The sequence below is a fragment of the Enterobacter cloacae complex sp. ECNIH7 genome (assembly GCF_002208095.1).
In the GTDB taxonomy this organism is placed as follows: Bacteria; Pseudomonadota; Gammaproteobacteria; order Enterobacterales; family Enterobacteriaceae; genus Enterobacter; species Enterobacter cloacae_M.
This window is the reverse complement of the sequence record NZ_CP017990.1, coordinates 3,494,821-3,511,031: the sequence shown is the minus strand read 5'-3', so window position 1 is coordinate 3,511,031 and position 16,211 is coordinate 3,494,821. Positions and strand designations below refer to the sequence as shown.

Here is a 16,211-nt window from a genome sequence, read left to right as displayed (position 1 = left end):
GAGGAAAGAAGATGATCGCAGAATTTGAATCACGCATTCTGGCGTTAATTGATGACATGGTGGAACACGCCAGTGATGATGAGCTGTTCGCCAGCGGTTATCTGCGTGGTCACCTGACGCTCGCGGTAGCCGAGCTGGAAGCGGGGGACGATCACTCTGCCGACGCCGTTCACGCCGAAGTGGCCCGCAGTCTGGAGAAAGCCATTCAGGCCGGAGAACTCTCGCCGCGCGATCAGTCTCTGGTGTTAGGCATGTGGGACACTTTGTTCCAGCAGGCGAAAGCGAAGTAAGTGTTTCACCTCCCTCTCCCTGTGGGAGAGGGACGGGGTGAGGGCACCAGACCGCACCCTACTTAACCTTCTTCCCCTTCAGCAGTTTCCGTACCCACAATCGATTCGGATTTAGCCCCGCAAGAGTAATCCTGTCCAGCGGAATCGGCTCGCCGCTCATTTGCGCGGCTAACACTTCTGCCAGCAGCGGTGCGGAACAGAGCCCGCGAGATCCTAATCCACCCAGCATAAACAGCTCCGGATACACCGGCGAGGCCGCCGCCGTTTCCTTGCGTTCAGCAAGATCCTGATAGGCCTCAAGCGTCGCATCATAGTCCGGCACATTTCCCGCCATCGGCAGATGATCGCGGGTGGCGCAGCGCACGCCGCAGCGCGCGTCACCCTCGCTGACGTCAACCTCTTTCGCCCACGCCGCATCCGGGAAACAGTCAATCAGGCGCTGGCGGTTCTGGGCCTGATCCGCTTCGCTGTAGCGCATATCCGTTTCGCCACGATGATAGCTGGCCCCGATGCAGTGGTGGCCGTTAGACGGATTTTGCGGCGTCAGATAGCCGTCATAGCACAGCACCTGACGCAGTTTGCTCAGTTCAGGCGCGGAAGGAATATGGCTTACCTGGCCGCCGACCGGATAAACCGGCAATGACTCTGTCTGGATAAACTGGCTGATGTTATGCCCGTTTGCCAGCACAACGCTGGCATGACTCGCCTCTTTGCCATCGGCAAAACGCAGATTCCAGCGTTCTGTCCGGCTCAACGATTCAACCTTGCGAGCATAATGCGCCGTCAGCCCGCGCGACTGCGCCAGGGCAATGGCTGCCGCGGTCAGTTCAGCCGGGCACAGCCAGCCGCCGAGCGGATACTGAATGCCTCCACACCCGGTTTCCACGCCAGCGGTCTCTGCCACCTCTTGCGCACTTACCGCACGGGCAATCTCGTCAGGCAGACCCAGCGACAGCATCTGCGTGATTTTTTGCTGGCTCTTTTCATCCCAGCCGAGCTGCGTCACGCCGCACCAGTCATGGTCAAACGCCACCGGCAGGGCATCGTACAGGCGACGAGCGAAGGTAAATGCCGCCGGGAAAAACCGGAACAGGGCCGGGTCGTGCGCGCTTAAAAGCGGATAGAGCGCCCCCTGGCGGTTGCCGGACGCGCCGCTTGCTGGCGCGTCGTCAGCACAGTAGAGCGTGACCTGCCAGCCGCGGTGGAGAAGCGCGAGAGACAGCAGGGCGCTGGCGATCCCCCCGCCGACTATCGCCACCTCACGGGATGCGCTGGCGCGGCGCGCAAACCAGGGTGCCTGTGCGGGAATATCCAGCGTCTGCTCCATTCTGCCGACCAGCATGTCGCGCTTGCGGCCAAAACCTTTGGTTTTCTGCATGGTAAAGCCCGCCTCCTGCAGTCCGCGGCGGACAAAGCCTGCCGAGGTGAAGGTGGCAAGCGTTGCGCCCGGGCGCGCCAGCCGCGCCATCGCGCTAAACAGATGCTGGCTCCACATGTCCGGGTTTTTGGCGGGGGCAAAGCCGTCAAGGAACCAGGCGTCCACCGTCTGATTCATCGAATCATCGAGCGTATCGGTCAGGTCATTGATGTCGCCAAGCCATAAATCCAGCGTCACGCGTCCGCTGTCCAGAATCAGACGGTGGCAGCCGCCGATGTGGGGCGGCCACTGCGCCTGAAGCTGCTCCGCCCAGGCTGCAAGCTCTGGCCAGCGCTGATGAGCGAGCCGCAGATCGTGCGCGGTGAGCGGGAATTTTTCGAAACTGATGAAATGTAATCTTTGTAGCGTAGCCTCAGGGTGGGCAGCGTGAAACTGGTCAAACGCCTGCCAGAGGGTCAGAAAATTGAGCCCGGTGCCGAATCCGCTTTCCGCGACCACAAACAGGCTCCGCGGATGCTCCGGGAAGCGGGTGCTGAGCTGGTTTCCGTCGAGGAAAACATAGCGAGTTTCTTCGAGTCCGTTATCATTAGAAAAATAGACGTCATCAAAATCTCGGGAAACAGGTGTACCCTCAGCGTTGAATTCGAGGTTGGCGGGTTGTATAGCGTTTTGTTTCACGTAAGTTACTCGTCTGACAGGCAGTGGCACGATCTTAACGATGTGAGTCCATCGGTGCAAATTTCCGCAGAAAATGTCTGATCGGACTTGTTCGGCGTACAAGTGTACGCTATTGTGCGACTCGAAACTTACTATAGTGCGACTTACAGAGGTATTGAATGAAACGTGCAGTGATTACTGGCCTGGGCATTGTTTCCAGCATCGGTAATAACCAGCAGGAAGTCCTGGCATCTCTGCGTGAAGGACGCTCCGGGATCACTTTCTCTGAAGAGTTTAAAGATTCAGGTATGCGTAGCCACGTATGGGGTAACGTCAAACTGGACACCACCGGTTTGATTGACCGCAAAGTGGTTCGTTTCATGAACGATGCCTCTATTTATGCTTATCTCTCCATGCAGGAAGCGATCAAAGATTCCGGCCTGAGCGAAGAGGTTTATCAGAACAACCCGCGCGTGGGTCTGATCGCCGGTTCCGGCGGCTCATCAAAAGCGCAGGTATTCGGCGCTGACGCAATGCGTAGCCCGCGTGGTCTGAAAGCAGTAGGTCCGTACGTGGTAACCAAAGCCATGGGCTCTGCGGTTTCCGCGTGCCTGGCGACCCCATTCAAAATCCACGGTGTGAACTACTCCATCAGCTCCGCGTGTGCGACCTCCGCGCACTGCATCGGTAATGCTGTTGAGCAGATCCAGCTGGGTAAACAGGACATCGTATTTGCTGGCGGCGGCGAAGAGCTGGGCTGGGAAATGGCCTGTGAATTCGACGCGATGGGCGCACTGTCCACCAGGTACAATGAAACCCCGGATAAAGCCTCCCGTACCTATGATGCGCACCGTGACGGTTTCGTTATCGCGGGCGGCGGCGGTATGGTTGTGGTTGAAGAGCTGGAGCATGCTCTGGCACGTGGCGCGCATATCTACGCTGAAATCGTGGGCTACGGTGCGACGTCTGACGGCGCCGACATGGTTGCGCCATCCGGCGAAGGCGCGGTGCGCTGCATGAAGATGGCGATGCACGGCGTTGACACCCCAATCGACTACCTGAACTCCCACGGTACCTCTACTCCGGTAGGCGACGTGAAAGAGCTGGGTGCGATCCGTGAAGTCTTCGGCGACAACAGCCCGGCAATCTCTGCGACCAAAGCCATGACCGGCCACTCGCTGGGTGCGGCTGGCGTGCAGGAAGCGATCTACTCTCTGCTGATGCTGGAAAACGGCTTTATCGCGCCAAGCATCAACATTGATGAGATGGACGAGCAGGCTGCTGGCCTGAACATCGTGACCAAACCAATGGACGCGACGCTGACCACCGTCATGTCAAACAGCTTCGGCTTTGGTGGCACCAACGCCACGCTGGTTATGCGTAAGCTGAAAGCATAAGTTTTACGTTTGAATCCGGAAGGGAGCCATAAGGCTCCCTTTTTTATGCATTGACAAGCGGCTGATCTCACAGGCAAACTTCACCCCTCAACATTATCCTCACGATAATGCGTAAGCGTTTAACGTCAACCAACGCACCTTAATCCTGATTATCAGGTAGAGGGGGCGTGGCATTTCCCCGCCTTACTCTTCATTTCGGAGTAAAGCATGACTGCAGTAACTCAAACAGAAACAACCTCTTCAGCGAACGTCTCGCTGTTCCGTATCGCTTTCGCGGTATTTCTGACCTATATGACCGTTGGCCTGCCGCTGCCGGTGATCCCGCTGTTCGTTCATCAGGAGCTGGGCTATGGCAACACCATGGTCGGCATTGCCGTTGGCATTCAGTTTTTAGCCACGGTATTGACCCGCGGCTACGCCGGACGGCTGGCGGATCAGCACGGTGCAAAACGCTCGGCGTTACAGGGAATGTTTGCCTGTGGGCTGGCGGGCGGCGCATGGCTGCTGGCTGCTCTCCTGCCGGTAGATGCCGCGTATAAGTTTGCGCTGCTGGTGCTGGGCCGTTTAATCCTTGGCTTTGGTGAAAGCCAGCTGCTGACCGGCACCCTGACCTGGGGAATGGGGCTGGTGGGTCCTGCACGCTCCGGCAAGGTGATGTCCTGGAACGGTATGGCCATCTATGGCGCGCTGGCCGCAGGAGCACCGCTTGGGTTGCTGATCAATAGCCAGTTTGGGTTTGCGGTGCTGGCTGCCACCACGATGGCTTTACCCCTGCTGGCGTGGGCGTTTAACGGTTCGGTGCGTAAGGTGCCCGCGCACAAAGGCGAGCGACCTTCCCTGTGGAGCGTGGTCGGCCAAATCTGGCAGCCGGGTCTTGGCCTGGCGCTGCAGGGCGTGGGTTTTGCGGTGATTGGTACCTTCGTCTCGCTCTATTTTATGAGCCGCGGCTGGGCGATGGCCGGTTTTACGCTTACCGCGTTTGGCGGCGCGTTTGTGCTGATGCGTGTCTTCTTCGGCTGGATGCCGGATCGCTTCGGCGGCGTGAAGGTGGCGGTGGCGTCGCTGGTGATTGAGACTATCGGTCTGCTGCTGCTGTGGAATGCTCCCGTGGCATCCGTTGCGCTGCTCGGCGCGGCGCTAACCGGCTGCGGCTGTTCACTGATCTTCCCGGCGCTGGGCGTTGAAGTGGTGAAGCGCGTGGCCCCGCAGGTGCGCGGTACGGCGCTGGGCGGCTATGCGGCGTTTCAGGATATCTCATACGGAGTAACCGGACCGCTGGCCGGGGTGTTAGCCACCTCGTTTGGTTATCCGTCCGTCTTTCTGGCCGGTGCGGTTTCTGCGGTGGTTGGGATCGTGGTCACGCTGGTGGCGTTTCGCAGGACTTAAGCCGCTGTTGCCGGGTAGCGGCTGTGCCTTACCCGGCCTACGGTTCGAGCCGTTGTAGGCCCGGTAAGCGCAGCGCCGCCGGGCAAAACCTCAGGCAACCAGCCAGAAAATCGCCAGCGCAATCAGTAGCGCAATAAACATCAACCCCGGACGCGCAGAGAGCGTTCTGAACGTCTCGACGACCGGCGCAAACAGCGGGCTGTAGATCGGCTGAATGTTTCTCACCTCCGGCACGCCGCCCTCGCGCTCGGCGCGGCGAACGAAGATTTTATTGAGCAGATCCTGCACCTGCGCGGTGGTCAGTACCGTTTGCGGCGTGGCTTGCCAGTTTTGCTGGGCGTAATCCCGGATGACTTCAAATTCGTGCGGCTCAAGCGGCTGCTTCAGTGCCGCCTGGACGGTATGCAGGGTAGGGGTATTCTGGGTGCTGAGCGTCTGGCGCGCCTGGAGCCAGGTCACCAGATGAGTAAACTGTCTGGCCGGGATTAACTCACCCGCCTTCACGCCGGACAGCTCCAGCATGGATTGCCAGATAAGCTTCGTCGGTTCGCCGGTGGCCGCAGCCAGCTTCGTCACCATCTGCTTGAGCGTGTTGTGCTCGGCTGGCAGCAGCGGACGCTCGGTTGCCGGGCGCACCTGAGGCTGCGGGATTGACAGCTCGTTGTTCTGCAGCAGGGTCAGCACGGTTTTGAGCTGGTCGGGCGTCAGCTGGCCCAGCGCGGTCTGACCATACTGCTGGCGAATAAAATCGCTCACCGCCTGGCGGTTATTACCCTGGCCCAGCAGCTCCGTCAGCTGAGCAACAATCTGGCGCGTGGTGTGGTTCTGCTGCGCGGTATTAATACGCTGGTTCAGGTTTTGCTCGGCCGCAGGGAAATGGCGCGACTGCAGAGGTGCGTCGTTCCTCACGCCTAAATCATGCTTTACCCCGGCCCAGACTTCCGCGTTTTGCTGTGAAGTCAGCGCAATCAGGCGCGTGATCAGTCGCTCCAGCACGGTGCGCTGTTGCGTGGATAGCGGTTGTTCACCGGCAACGTTTGGCGTGACAGGGCCTTCACCCGGAGGGCGTGGCGGCGTACCTGAAATGGGCTGCATCGTCAAAAATCCTTAAAGTCAAAACTCAGCGTAAACCAGGCATACATATATGCCTGGCGGCGAGATTATGGCACACTTGGCAGGTTTTCTTCCTCTCAAACAGGTACTCAGACGTGAAAATCCTCGTTGATGAAAATATGCCTTACGCCCGTGAGCTGTTTAGCCGCCTGGGTAACGTTAAGGCTGTCCCTGGTCGCCCGATCCCGGTCAACGAACTGGATGACGCAGACGCGCTGATGGTGCGCTCGGTGACTAAAGTAAATGAGGCGTTGCTCGCCGGTAAAGCGATTAAGTTTGTCGGAACCGCAACGGCAGGGACCGATCATGTGGATGATAAATGGCTGAAGCAGGCCGGAATCGGTTTTTCCGCAGCGCCGGGCTGTAACGCCATCGCCGTTGTGGAATACGTTTTCTCCTCCCTGCTGATGCTGGCCGAGCGCGACGGTTTTGCGCTGAAGGACCGCACGGTGGGGATTGTCGGCGTGGGTAACGTCGGCGGGCGCCTGCAAAAGCGCCTGGAAGCGTTAGGGATCCGCACGCTGCTGTGCGATCCGCCGCGTAAAGACAACGGCGATGACGGGGATTTCCGCTCGCTGGATGAGCTGGTTGAACAGTGTGACGTGCTGACTTTCCACACGCCGCTGTTTAAAGAGGGGCCGTATAAGTCGCTGCATCTTGCTGACGAGGCGCTGATCCGTCGTCTGAAGGCTGGCACTATTCTGATAAATGCCTGCCGTGGCCCGGTCGTAGATAACGCTGCGCTGCTGACATGCCTGAACGAAGGACAAGACCTCAGCGTGGTGCTGGACGTCTGGGAGCCGGAGCCGGATCTCAACGTTGAGCTGCTTAGCAAGGTGGACGTGGGCACGGCGCATATCGCCGGTTATACCCTGGAAGGCAAAGCACGCGGTACCACGCAGGTCTTCGAGGCCTACAGCGCTTTTATCGGCCATCCGCAGCAGGTGGCGCTGGATACCTTACTCCCCGCGCCTGAATTTGGCCGCATTACCCTGCACGGCCCGCTCGATCAGGCAACGCTGAAAAGGCTGGTGCATTTGGTGTATGATGTGCGCCGCGATGATGCGCTGCTGCGTAAAGTGGCGGGGATCCCGGGTGAGTTTGATAAGCTGCGCAAGAACTACGTTGAGCGCCGCGAGTGGTCTTCCCTGTATGTAATGTGCGACGACGCGTCGGCGGCGACGCTGCTGCATAAGCTGGGATTTAACGCCGTTCATCACCCGGCGCATTAATGTCTTCTTAATGCTCCCTGTCGGATACTCCGACAGGGACGCTTTTTTATTTCTGGAGTAAACCACCATGTCTGAAGGCTGGAACATTGCCATTTTAGGTGCCACGGGTGCCGTGGGCGAAGCCCTGCTCGAAACCCTTGCTGAGCGTCAGTTCCCGGTGGGCGATATCTATGCGCTGGCCCGTACCGACAGCGCAGGTGAGCATCTGCGTTTTAACGGTAAATCCGTCATGGTCCAGGATGCGGCCGCGTTCGACTGGACGCAGGCGCAGCTGGCGTTTTTCGCCGCGGGCGCTGAAGCAACTGCTGCGTACGTTGAAGAGGCGACCAACGCAGGCTGCCTGGTGATCGACCTGAGCGGCCTGTTCTCAATGGAGCCGGATGTGCCGCTGGTGGTGCCGGACGTGAACCCGTTTGTGCTGGCTGACTACCGCAACCGTAACGTTATTGCGGTTCCGAACAGCCTCACCAGCCAGCTGCTGACCGCGCTGAAACCGCTGATCGACGACGGCGGCCTGTCGCGCATTACCGTCACCAGCCTGCTGTCCGCTTCCGCGAACGGCAAAAAGGCCGTTGACGCGCTGGCCGGGCAGAGCGCGAAGCTGCTGAACGGTATCCCGATTGACGAAGATGATTTCTTTGGTCGCCAACTGGCGTTCAACATGCTGCCGCTGCTGCCGGACCGCGAGGGCTCCGTGCGCGAAGAGCGTCGTATCGTCGATGAAGTGCGTAAAATTCTGCAGGACGATGGCCTGATGATCTCCGCGAACGTCGTGCAGTCCCCGGTCTTCTACGGCCACGCGCAGATGGTCGGCTTTGAAGCCCTTCGTCCGCTGGCGGCAGAAGAGGCGCGCGACGCGTTTGGCCGCGGTGAAGACATCGTGCTCTCTGAAGAGAGCGAGTTCCCGACCCAGGTGGGTGATGCCACCGGCAGCGCGCATCTTTCCGTTGGCTGCGTGCGTAACGACTACGGCATGCCGGAGCAGGTTCAGTTCTGGTCCGTTGCCGATAACGTTCGCTTCGGCGGCGCGCTGATGGCGGTCAAAATCGCTGAAAAACTGGTGCAGGAGTACCTGTACTGATGTCAGACGTGGAACAAAAGCCGGTCCATAGAATTGCCCTCGGAATTGAGTACGATGGCAGTAAATATTATGGCTGGCAGCGTCAGAACGAGGTGCGCAGCGTCCAGGAGAAGCTGGAAAAAGCGCTCTCTCAGGTGGCAAACGAGCCGATCAACGTCCTGTGCGCGGGACGTACGGACGCGGGTGTTCACGGTACGGGGCAGGTGGTTCACTTTGAAACCACCGCCGTGCGTAAGGATGCCGCCTGGACGCTGGGTGTAAATGCGAATTTGCCTGGTGACATTGCGGTGCGTTGGGTAAAAGCTGTGCCGGATGATTTTCACGCGCGCTTCAGCGCCACGGCTCGTCGCTACCGTTATGTCATCTACAACCAGCGCCTGCGTCCGGCGGTGTTAAGCCAGGGCGTGACGCATTTTTATGAACCGCTTGATGCGGAACGTATGCATCGCGCGGCGCAGTGTCTGATTGGTGAAAATGACTTTACGTCGTTTCGTGCGGTGCAGTGTCAGTCCCGCACGCCGTGGCGCAACGTCATGCACATAAACGTCAGCCGTTTTGGCGCGTATGTGGTGGTGGATATCAAAGCCAATGCCTTTGTACATCATATGGTTAGGAATATTGTGGGCAGCCTGATGGAAGTGGGTGCCGGACACCAGCCGGAGAGCTGGATTGCAGACCTGCTGGCAGCGAAGGACAGAACGCTTGCGGCAGCCACGGCGAAAGCGGAAGGATTGTATCTGGTCTCAGTAGACTATCCGGATCGATTTGACCTGCCGAAACCGCCAATGGGCCCGCTGTTTTTAGCGGACTAAACAAAGGTGCAATTAGGGCTTAGACAATATGGACGTAATACGTTTTCTGATTGATTTCATCCTGCATATTGATGTTCACCTGGCGGAGCTGGTCGCGCAGTATGGCGTCTGGGTCTACGCCATTCTGTTCCTCATTCTGTTTTGTGAAACCGGACTGGTCGTTACCCCATTCCTGCCGGGGGATTCACTGCTGTTCGTTGCCGGGGCGCTCTCGGCGTTGCCCACTAACGATCTGAACGTGCATCTTATGGTTGTGCTGATGGTGATTGCCGCCATTATCGGTGATGCGGTCAACTATACGATTGGACGGGTATTCGGTGAGCGGCTGTTCAGCAATCCTGATTCGAAAATTTTCCGCCGCAGCTATTTAGACAAAACCCATGCGTTTTATGAACGCCATGGCGGGAAAACCATTATCCTTGCGCGTTTTGTGCCTATTGTGCGTACATTTGCACCGTTTGTGGCGGGAATGGGGCATATGTCCTATCGTCATTTTGCGGCATACAACGTGGTTGGCGCGCTGCTGTGGGTACTGCTGTTTACCTACGCAGGCTATCTGTTTGGCGATCTCCCGGTGGTGCAGGAAAACCTTAAGCTATTGATTGTAGCGATTATTGTGCTTTCCGTACTGCCGGGCGTTATCGAAATCATTCGTCACAAACGTGCGGCGGCAAAACAAGCGAAGTAAATGCACGCTGGCGGTTCGACCACTTTTTTATCCAAAGTTTCGGGCTGTTATGTTTTAATGTGCAACATTCATGGTCTGTTGGAGGCAAAAATGGCATTATTCGCCTCTTATAGCAAAACTGGCATACGACCAGGTTCAGGCAGAAAGGTTATCAATGAGCTGGATTGAACGAATTAAAAGCAACATTACCCCAACGCGCAAAGCGAGCATTCCTGAAGGGGTATGGACGAAGTGTGATAGCTGCGGTCAGGTTCTGTACCGCGCAGAGCTGGAGCGCAACCTTGAGGTGTGTCCGAAGTGTGACCACCATATGCGTATGTCGGCGCGCAACCGCCTGCATAGCCTGCTGGACGAAGGCTCTCTGGTAGAGCTGGGTAGCGAACTTGAGCCAAAAGATGTGCTGAAGTTCCGCGATTCCAAAAAATACAAAGATCGTCTGGCCTCGGCACAGAAAGAGACCGGCGAGAAAGATGCGCTGGTCGTTATGAAAGGCACCCTGCATGGGATGCCGGCTGTTGCCGCTGCGTTTGAGTTCTCCTTTATGGGCGGCTCGATGGGCTCCGTGGTCGGTGCGCGCTTCGTGCGTGCCGTTGAGCAGGCGCTGGAAGACAACTGTCCGCTGATCTGCTTCTCTGCCTCCGGCGGTGCGCGTATGCAGGAAGCGCTGATGTCGCTGATGCAGATGGCGAAAACCTCTGCTGCGCTGGCGAAGATGCAGGAGCGCGGTCTGCCGTACATCTCCGTGCTGACCGACCCAACCATGGGCGGCGTCTCCGCGAGCTTCGCGATGCTGGGCGATCTGAACATCGCTGAGCCAAAAGCGCTGATCGGCTTTGCCGGTCCTCGCGTTATCGAGCAAACCGTTCGCGAAAAGCTGCCGCCTGGCTTCCAGCGCAGTGAGTTCCTCATTGAGAAAGGCGCTATCGATATGATCGTCCGCCGTCCGGAAATGCGCCTGAAGCTGGCGAGCATCCTGGCGAAGCTGATGAATCTGCCAGCGCCGAACCCGGATGAGCCGCGCGAAGGCGTGGTGGTACCGGATCAGGAACCCGAGGCCTGATAACTGAAAAGGGCAGGGCCGGTTGGCGCTGCCCTTTTGCTTTCTAATCTGTTAATGACAACCGGGCATTATGGAAAATAAAAGCATTCCCCAAGCCACGTCGCCCCTGGCCGCGTGGCTTTCTTATCTGGAAAACCTGCACAGTAAAACCATCGATATGGGGCTTGAGCGCGTAAGCCAGGTCGCCGCGCGTCTTGATGTGCTCAAACCGGCACCTTTCGTGTTCACCGTCGCGGGTACCAACGGTAAAGGCACGACCTGCCGCACGCTGGAATCTGTCCTGATGGCCGCGGGTTACAAAGTTGGCGTGTACAGCTCTCCACACCTGGTCCGCTACACCGAGCGCGTTCGCGTGCAGAACAGCGAGCTGCCGGAATCGGCGCATACGGCGTCGTTCGCGGAAATTGAAGCCGCACGCGGTGAGATCTCATTAACCTATTTTGAATACGGCACCCTGTCGGCGCTGTGGCTGTTCAAACAGGCGCAGCTGGATGTCGTGATCCTTGAGGTCGGCCTCGGCGGACGTCTTGATGCGACCAATATGGTGGATGCGGACGTGGCGGTGGTCACCAGCATCGCGCTGGACCATATCGACTGGCTGGGACCGGATCGTGAAAGCATTGGCCGCGAGAAGGCAGGTATTTTCCGGGCGAATAAACCCGCCGTGGTCGGCGAGCCGGACATGCCGTACACCATTGCTGACGTGGCAAACGAGAAGGGCGCGCGTCTGCTGCGCCGCGGCGTTGACTGGCAGTATGAGGTTCAGGATAACGGCTGGCGTTTCAGCGATGCTCAGGGCGCGCTGGACAACCTGCCGCTGCCGCAGGTGCCGCAGCCGAACGCGGCAACCGCGCTGGCGGCACTGCGCGCCAGCGGCCTCGTGGTCAGCGAGCGGGCGATCCGCGACGGTATTCAGAGCGCAATTCTGCCCGGGCGTTTTCAGATTGTCAGCGAGTCACCGCGCCTGATTCTGGACGTGGCGCATAACCCGCATGCGGCGGCTTATCTCGCGGGACGTCTCAAATCGTTACCAAAAACCGGGCGCGTGCTGGCGGTTATCGGTATGCTTCATGATAAAGATATCGGCGGGACGCTGGCCTGCATGGAGAGTGTGGTCGATAGCTGGTATTGTGCTCCTCTGGAGGGGCCGCGCGGCGCGACGGCTGAGCAGCTGATGGAACATCTCGGCAAAGGCGCAATCTATAGTAGCGTGGCTCAGGCCTGGCATGCCGCGATGGCGGATGCTAAACCAGAAGATACCGTGCTGGTGTGTGGTTCATTCCACACGGTGGCACATGTCATGGAAGTGATGGACGCGGGGAGAACCGGTGGCGAGTAAGTTTCAGAACCGTTTAACAGGAACCATTGTGCTGGTCGCGCTCGGGGTGATTATTCTCCCGGGTCTGCTCGACGGGCAGAAAAAGCATTATCAGGATGAGTTTGCCGCTATTCCGCTGGTGCCGAAACCGGGTGACCGCGATGAGCCTGATATGCTGCCAGCGGCGACGCAGGCGCTGCCTGCTCAGCCTCCGGAAGGGGCGGCGGAAGAGGTGCGTGCAGGCGATGCCGCCGCACCGTCGCTCGATCCGTCACGCCTGGCGGCAGCGAGCAGCAGCGATATCGATCCGGTGCCGGTAGAGCAGCCTAAACCTGTTGAAAAACCGAAGCCGGTTGAGAAGCCGCAGCCGCAGTCGAAACCGCAGCGGGATAAAGCCGCAGAGCAGCTGGCTGCCGCGTCAGAAACCCCGCCGCCGGCAAAACAAGACGCGGCGCCGACCGGAAAAGCGTACGTTGTGCAGCTCGGCGCGCTGAAAAACGCCGATAAGGTCAACGAGGTCGTGAGCAAACTGCGCAGTGCGGGATATCGTGTTTACACTTCACCTTCCACGCCGGTGCAGGGTAAAATTACCCGTATCCTCGTGGGGCCAGAAGCGTCCAAAGATAAGCTTAAAGGTTCGCTCGGTGAGCTGAAGCAGATCTCCGGCCTGAGCGGTGTGGTGATGGGCTACAGCGCGAACTGATAAGATCTACCCCTCACCCTAACCCTCTCCCCAGAGGGGCGAGGGGATGGTTTGCTCCCTCTCCCTTGAGGGAGAGGGCTGGGGTGAGGGGGAATGGCAGACGTCCAAAGAGACGTAATGAGCCAACGGCGTTGAACATTTTTTCAGCGCCTTTTTTATTTACGCGCGGGAAGGAAATCCCTACGCAAACGTTTTCTTTTTCTGTTAGAATTCGCCCCGAACTGGATGACAGGGCGTTAAATCGTGGGACACATATGGTCTGGATTGATTACGCCATCATTGCGGTGATTGGTTTTTCCTGTCTGGTTAGCCTGATCCGTGGCTTTGTTCGTGAAGCGTTATCGCTGGTAACCTGGGGTTGTGCTTTCTTTGTTGCCAGTCATTACTACACTTACCTGTCTGTCTGGTTCACGGGCTTTGAAGATGAACTGGTCCGAAACGGAATTGCAATCGCGGTGCTGTTTATCGCAACGCTGATTGTCGGCGCTATCGTGAATTACGTGATAGGTCAGCTGGTCGAGAAAACCGGTCTGTCAGGAACGGACAGGGTGCTCGGGATCTGTTTCGGGGCGTTACGAGGCGTGCTGATTGTGGCCGCGATCCTGTTCTTCCTGGATACCTTCACCGGGTTCTCCAAAAGCGAAGACTGGCAGAAATCGCAGCTCATTCCAGAGTTCAGCTTCATCATCAGATGGTTCTTTGACTATCTGCAAAGCTCGTCGAGTTTTTTGCCCAGGGCATAAACCCTGAGATGTGGCTTAACGAGGAAAAGACGAATGTGCGGTATTGTCGGTATCGCCGGTTTCATGCCGGTAAACCAGTCGATTTATGACGCGTTAACGGTGCTTCAGCACCGTGGGCAGGATGCTGCGGGTATCATCACCATTGATGCAAACAACTGCTTCCGTTTACGCAAGGCCAATGGCCTGGTAAACGATGTGTTTGAAGCCCGCCATATGCAGCGTCTGCAAGGTAATATGGGGATCGGTCACGTTCGTTATCCTACTGCTGGCAGTTCCAGCGCCTCTGAGGCACAGCCTTTCTACGTCAACTCACCGTATGGCATCACCCTTGCTCATAACGGCAACCTGACCAACGCGCATGAGCTGCGTAAAAAGCTGTTCGAAGAGAAACGTCGCCACATTAACACCACCTCTGATTCTGAAATCCTGCTCAATGTGTTCGCCAGCGAGCTGGATAACTTCCGTCACTACCCGCTGGAAGCAGACAACATCTTTGCTGCCATTGCCGCGACCAACCGCCAGATCCGCGGCGCGTACGCCTGCGTGGCGATGATTATCGGTCACGGAATGGTAGCCTTCCGCGATCCAAACGGCATTCGTCCCCTGGTGCTCGGTAAGCGCGACCTTGGCGATGGCCGTACCGAATACATGGTTGCCTCTGAGAGCGTGGCGCTGGATACCCTGGGCTTCGAGTTCCTGCGTGACGTTGCGCCGGGCGAAGCGGTCTATATCACCGAGAAGGGCCAGCTGTTTACCCGCCAGTGTGCCGATAATCCGGTCAGCAACCCGTGCCTGTTTGAATACGTTTACTTCGCCCGCCCGGATTCCTTCATCGACAAGATTTCCGTCTACAGCGCGCGCGTCAACATGGGCACCAAGCTGGGCGAGAAAATTGCCCGCGAGTGGGACGATCTCGACATCGACGTGGTTATTCCTATCCCGGAAACCTCCTGCGATATCGCGCTGGAGATCGCCCGCATTCTGGATAAGCCATACCGTCAGGGCTTCGTGAAGAACCGCTACGTTGGCCGCACCTTTATCATGCCGGGCCAGCACCTGCGCCGTAAGTCCGTGCGCCGCAAGCTGAATGCCAACCGCGCGGAATTCCGCGACAAGAACGTTCTGCTGGTGGATGACTCCATCGTTCGCGGCACCACCTCTGAGCAGATTATCGAGATGGCGCGCGAAGCGGGTGCGAAGAAAGTCTACCTGGCCTCTGCCGCGCCGGAGATTCGCTTCCCGAACGTGTACGGCATCGATATGCCAACCGCCAACGAGCTGATCGCTCACGGCCGTGAAGTGGATGAAATTCGCCAGATCATCGGTGCCGACGGCCTGATTTTCCAGGATCTGAACGATCTCATCGACGCGGTGCGTGCCGAGAACCCGGAAATTCAGCAGTTTGAATGCTCCGTGTTCAACGGTATTTACGTGACCAAAGACGTTGACCAGCAGTACCTCGACTATCTTGATTCTCTGCGCAACGACGATGCGAAAGCCGTCCAGCTGCAGAACGATCTCGAAAGCTTAGAGATGCACAACGAAGGTTGATGCTCCGGCAGGTGAGGGTGAATGCCCTCACTTGCAACTCCCCGCAAAATCCTGCACAGTCTGCCCTGAAATCAGTAAGGGCGAAAATCATGAAACGACTCATTGTTGGGCTCAGCGGCGCCAGCGGCGCGATTTACGGCGTACGTTTGTTACAGGTTCTGCGTAGCGTGGCGGAAGTCGAGACCCATCTGGTGATGAGCCAGGCGGCGCGGCAGACCCTCTCTCTGGAAACCGATCTCTCCCTGCGCGATGTCCAGGCACTGGCGGACGTGGTTCACGATGCCCGTGATATCGCCGCCAGCATCTCCTCAGGCTCGTTTAAAACAGCCGGCATGGTTATCCTGCCCTGTTCAATTAAAACGCTCTCCGGCATTGTGAACAGCTATACCGACACCCTGGTGACGCGCGCGGCGGATGTGGTGCTGAAGGAGCGTCGTCCTCTTGTGCTCTGCGTGCGGGAAACGCCGCTGCATCTCGGTCATCTGCGTTTAATGACCCAGGCCGCCGAACTTGGGGCCATCATCATGCCGCCGGTTCCGGCGTTTTATCATCGCCCGACCTCGCTGGATGACGTGATTAATCAGACCGTTAACCGCGTGCTGGATCAGTTTGACATCGACCTGCCCGAAGATCTCTTCACCCGCTGGCAAGGGGCCTGATTCTGTGCACAAACAGAGTGCATGAAAAGAGACGTTGCCCTGTTTCAGGGCAATTATGCAACGGCGATCATATCCTCGACATTTAATTCGTTTTTTCCCTTTTTCTCTTTCCGGTTCGTTCGGCAGACCTGCTATCTTTCACC

The 16,211-nt window shown here is 57.9% G+C and carries 15 protein-coding genes; 13 read left to right on the top strand and 2 right to left on the bottom strand.

Going from position 1 to position 16,211, the window contains the following annotated elements; all coding sequences use genetic code 11:
- The first annotated feature begins 11 nt into the window (after nucleotides 1-11).
- The gene (locus WM95_RS17270; RefSeq protein WP_023312573.1) at nucleotides 12-290 is read left to right on the top strand and encodes a YfcL family protein; all 279 of its coding nucleotides are present in this window, start codon (nucleotides 12-14) and stop codon (nucleotides 288-290) included.
- A gap of 58 nt (nucleotides 291-348) precedes the next feature.
- Here WM95_RS17270 and mnmC read toward each other — a convergent pair whose 3' ends face one another.
- Nucleotides 349-2,346 (bottom strand): bifunctional tRNA (5-methylaminomethyl-2-thiouridine)(34)-methyltransferase MnmD/FAD-dependent 5-carboxymethylaminomethyl-2-thiouridine(34) oxidoreductase MnmC, encoded by a 1,998-nt coding sequence (gene mnmC, locus WM95_RS17265; RefSeq protein WP_063409163.1) that lies wholly within the window; start codon nucleotides 2,344-2,346, stop codon nucleotides 349-351.
- A 158-nt stretch (nucleotides 2,347-2,504) separates the two neighbouring features.
- On the opposite strand from mnmC, the gene fabB reads away from it, so the two are divergent.
- Together fabB and WM95_RS17255 are read left to right on the top strand one after the other, a co-directional pair.
- Nucleotides 2,505-3,722, top strand: a complete 1,218-nt coding sequence (fabB, locus tag WM95_RS17260; protein WP_045402666.1) for a beta-ketoacyl-ACP synthase I — start codon at nucleotides 2,505-2,507, stop codon at nucleotides 3,720-3,722.
- 207 nt (nucleotides 3,723-3,929) lie between these two features.
- Nucleotides 3,930-5,108 carry an MFS transporter gene (locus WM95_RS17255; RefSeq protein WP_063409162.1) on the top strand — a complete coding sequence of 393 codons (1,179 nt, stop codon included), beginning with the start codon at nucleotides 3,930-3,932 and terminating at the stop codon, nucleotides 5,106-5,108.
- A gap of 90 nt (nucleotides 5,109-5,198) precedes the next feature.
- Here the strand turns inward: WM95_RS17255 and flk are convergent, their stop codons facing one another.
- Nucleotides 5,199-6,203, bottom strand: a complete 1,005-nt coding sequence (gene flk, locus WM95_RS17250) for a flagella biosynthesis regulator Flk (RefSeq protein WP_063409161.1) — start codon at nucleotides 6,201-6,203, stop codon at nucleotides 5,199-5,201.
- A gap of 113 nt (nucleotides 6,204-6,316) precedes the next feature.
- Here flk and pdxB point away from each other — a divergent pair, with 113 nt between their 5' ends.
- The 10 genes from pdxB to WM95_RS17200 all read left to right on the top strand — a co-directional run bounded on the left by pdxB (nucleotide 6,317) and on the right by WM95_RS17200 (nucleotide 16,068).
- Nucleotides 6,317-7,453 (top strand): 4-phosphoerythronate dehydrogenase PdxB, encoded by a 1,137-nt coding sequence (gene pdxB, locus WM95_RS17245; protein ID WP_047174237.1) that lies wholly within the window; start codon nucleotides 6,317-6,319, stop codon nucleotides 7,451-7,453.
- Between the two features lie 67 nt (nucleotides 7,454-7,520).
- On the top strand, nucleotides 7,521-8,534 hold the full coding sequence (locus WM95_RS17240; protein ID WP_039263237.1) for an aspartate-semialdehyde dehydrogenase: 1,014 nt from the start codon (nucleotides 7,521-7,523) through the stop codon (nucleotides 8,532-8,534).
- Nucleotides 8,534-9,346: a tRNA pseudouridine(38-40) synthase TruA gene (truA, locus tag WM95_RS17235; protein ID WP_023312566.1), complete on the top strand. Its 813-nt coding sequence runs from the start codon at nucleotides 8,534-8,536 to the stop codon at nucleotides 9,344-9,346. Before WM95_RS17240 ends, truA begins: the two co-directional genes overlap by 1 nt.
- A gap of 28 nt (nucleotides 9,347-9,374) precedes the next feature.
- On the top strand, nucleotides 9,375-10,034 hold the full coding sequence (locus WM95_RS17230; RefSeq protein ID WP_023312565.1) for a DedA family protein: 660 nt from the start codon (nucleotides 9,375-9,377) through the stop codon (nucleotides 10,032-10,034).
- A gap of 154 nt (nucleotides 10,035-10,188) precedes the next feature.
- A complete protein-coding gene (gene accD, locus WM95_RS17225) occupies nucleotides 10,189-11,094 on the top strand; it encodes an acetyl-CoA carboxylase, carboxyltransferase subunit beta (RefSeq protein ID WP_023312564.1) in 906 nt (301 codons plus the stop codon).
- 70 nt (nucleotides 11,095-11,164) lie between these two features.
- Complete coding sequence (folC, locus tag WM95_RS17220) at nucleotides 11,165-12,433, top strand: bifunctional tetrahydrofolate synthase/dihydrofolate synthase (RefSeq protein WP_063409615.1); 1,269 nt, start codon at nucleotides 11,165-11,167, stop codon at nucleotides 12,431-12,433.
- Nucleotides 12,423-13,115, top strand: a complete 693-nt coding sequence (gene dedD / locus WM95_RS17215) for a cell division protein DedD (RefSeq protein WP_059446231.1) — start codon at nucleotides 12,423-12,425, stop codon at nucleotides 13,113-13,115. Before folC ends, dedD begins: the two co-directional genes overlap by 11 nt.
- Before the next feature lie 254 nt (nucleotides 13,116-13,369).
- A complete protein-coding gene (gene cvpA, locus WM95_RS17210; RefSeq protein WP_000262116.1) occupies nucleotides 13,370-13,858 on the top strand; it encodes a colicin V production protein in 489 nt (162 codons plus the stop codon).
- Nucleotides 13,859-13,891: 33 nt separating this feature from the next.
- Nucleotides 13,892-15,409: an amidophosphoribosyltransferase gene (gene purF / locus WM95_RS17205; RefSeq protein WP_021241570.1), complete on the top strand. Its 1,518-nt coding sequence runs from the start codon at nucleotides 13,892-13,894 to the stop codon at nucleotides 15,407-15,409.
- An 89-nt stretch (nucleotides 15,410-15,498) separates the two neighbouring features.
- Nucleotides 15,499-16,068 (top strand): UbiX family flavin prenyltransferase, encoded by a 570-nt coding sequence (locus tag WM95_RS17200; RefSeq protein WP_045354327.1) that lies wholly within the window; start codon nucleotides 15,499-15,501, stop codon nucleotides 16,066-16,068.
- Nucleotides 16,069-16,211: the final 143 nt, after the last annotated feature.

Coding starts and splice junctions, on each gene's coding strand:
- WM95_RS17270 (WP_023312573.1), top strand. CDS start 12: ATGATCGCAGAATTTGAATCACGCATTCTGGCGTTAATTGATGACATG.
- fabB (WP_045402666.1), top strand. CDS start 2,505: ATGAAACGTGCAGTGATTACTGGCCTGGGCATTGTTTCCAGCATCGGT.
- WM95_RS17255 (WP_063409162.1), top strand. CDS start 3,930: ATGACTGCAGTAACTCAAACAGAAACAACCTCTTCAGCGAACGTCTCG.
- flk (WP_063409161.1), bottom strand. CDS start 6,203: ATGCAGCCCATTTCAGGTACGCCGCCACGCCCTCCGGGTGAAGGCCCT.
- WM95_RS17240 (WP_039263237.1), top strand. CDS start 7,521: ATGTCTGAAGGCTGGAACATTGCCATTTTAGGTGCCACGGGTGCCGTG.
- truA (WP_023312566.1), top strand. CDS start 8,534: ATGTCAGACGTGGAACAAAAGCCGGTCCATAGAATTGCCCTCGGAATT.
- WM95_RS17230 (WP_023312565.1), top strand. CDS start 9,375: ATGGACGTAATACGTTTTCTGATTGATTTCATCCTGCATATTGATGTT.
- accD (WP_023312564.1), top strand. CDS start 10,189: ATGAGCTGGATTGAACGAATTAAAAGCAACATTACCCCAACGCGCAAA.
- folC (WP_063409615.1), top strand. CDS start 11,165: ATGGAAAATAAAAGCATTCCCCAAGCCACGTCGCCCCTGGCCGCGTGG.
- cvpA (WP_000262116.1), top strand. CDS start 13,370: ATGGTCTGGATTGATTACGCCATCATTGCGGTGATTGGTTTTTCCTGT.
- purF (WP_021241570.1), top strand. CDS start 13,892: ATGTGCGGTATTGTCGGTATCGCCGGTTTCATGCCGGTAAACCAGTCG.
- WM95_RS17200 (WP_045354327.1), top strand. CDS start 15,499: ATGAAACGACTCATTGTTGGGCTCAGCGGCGCCAGCGGCGCGATTTAC.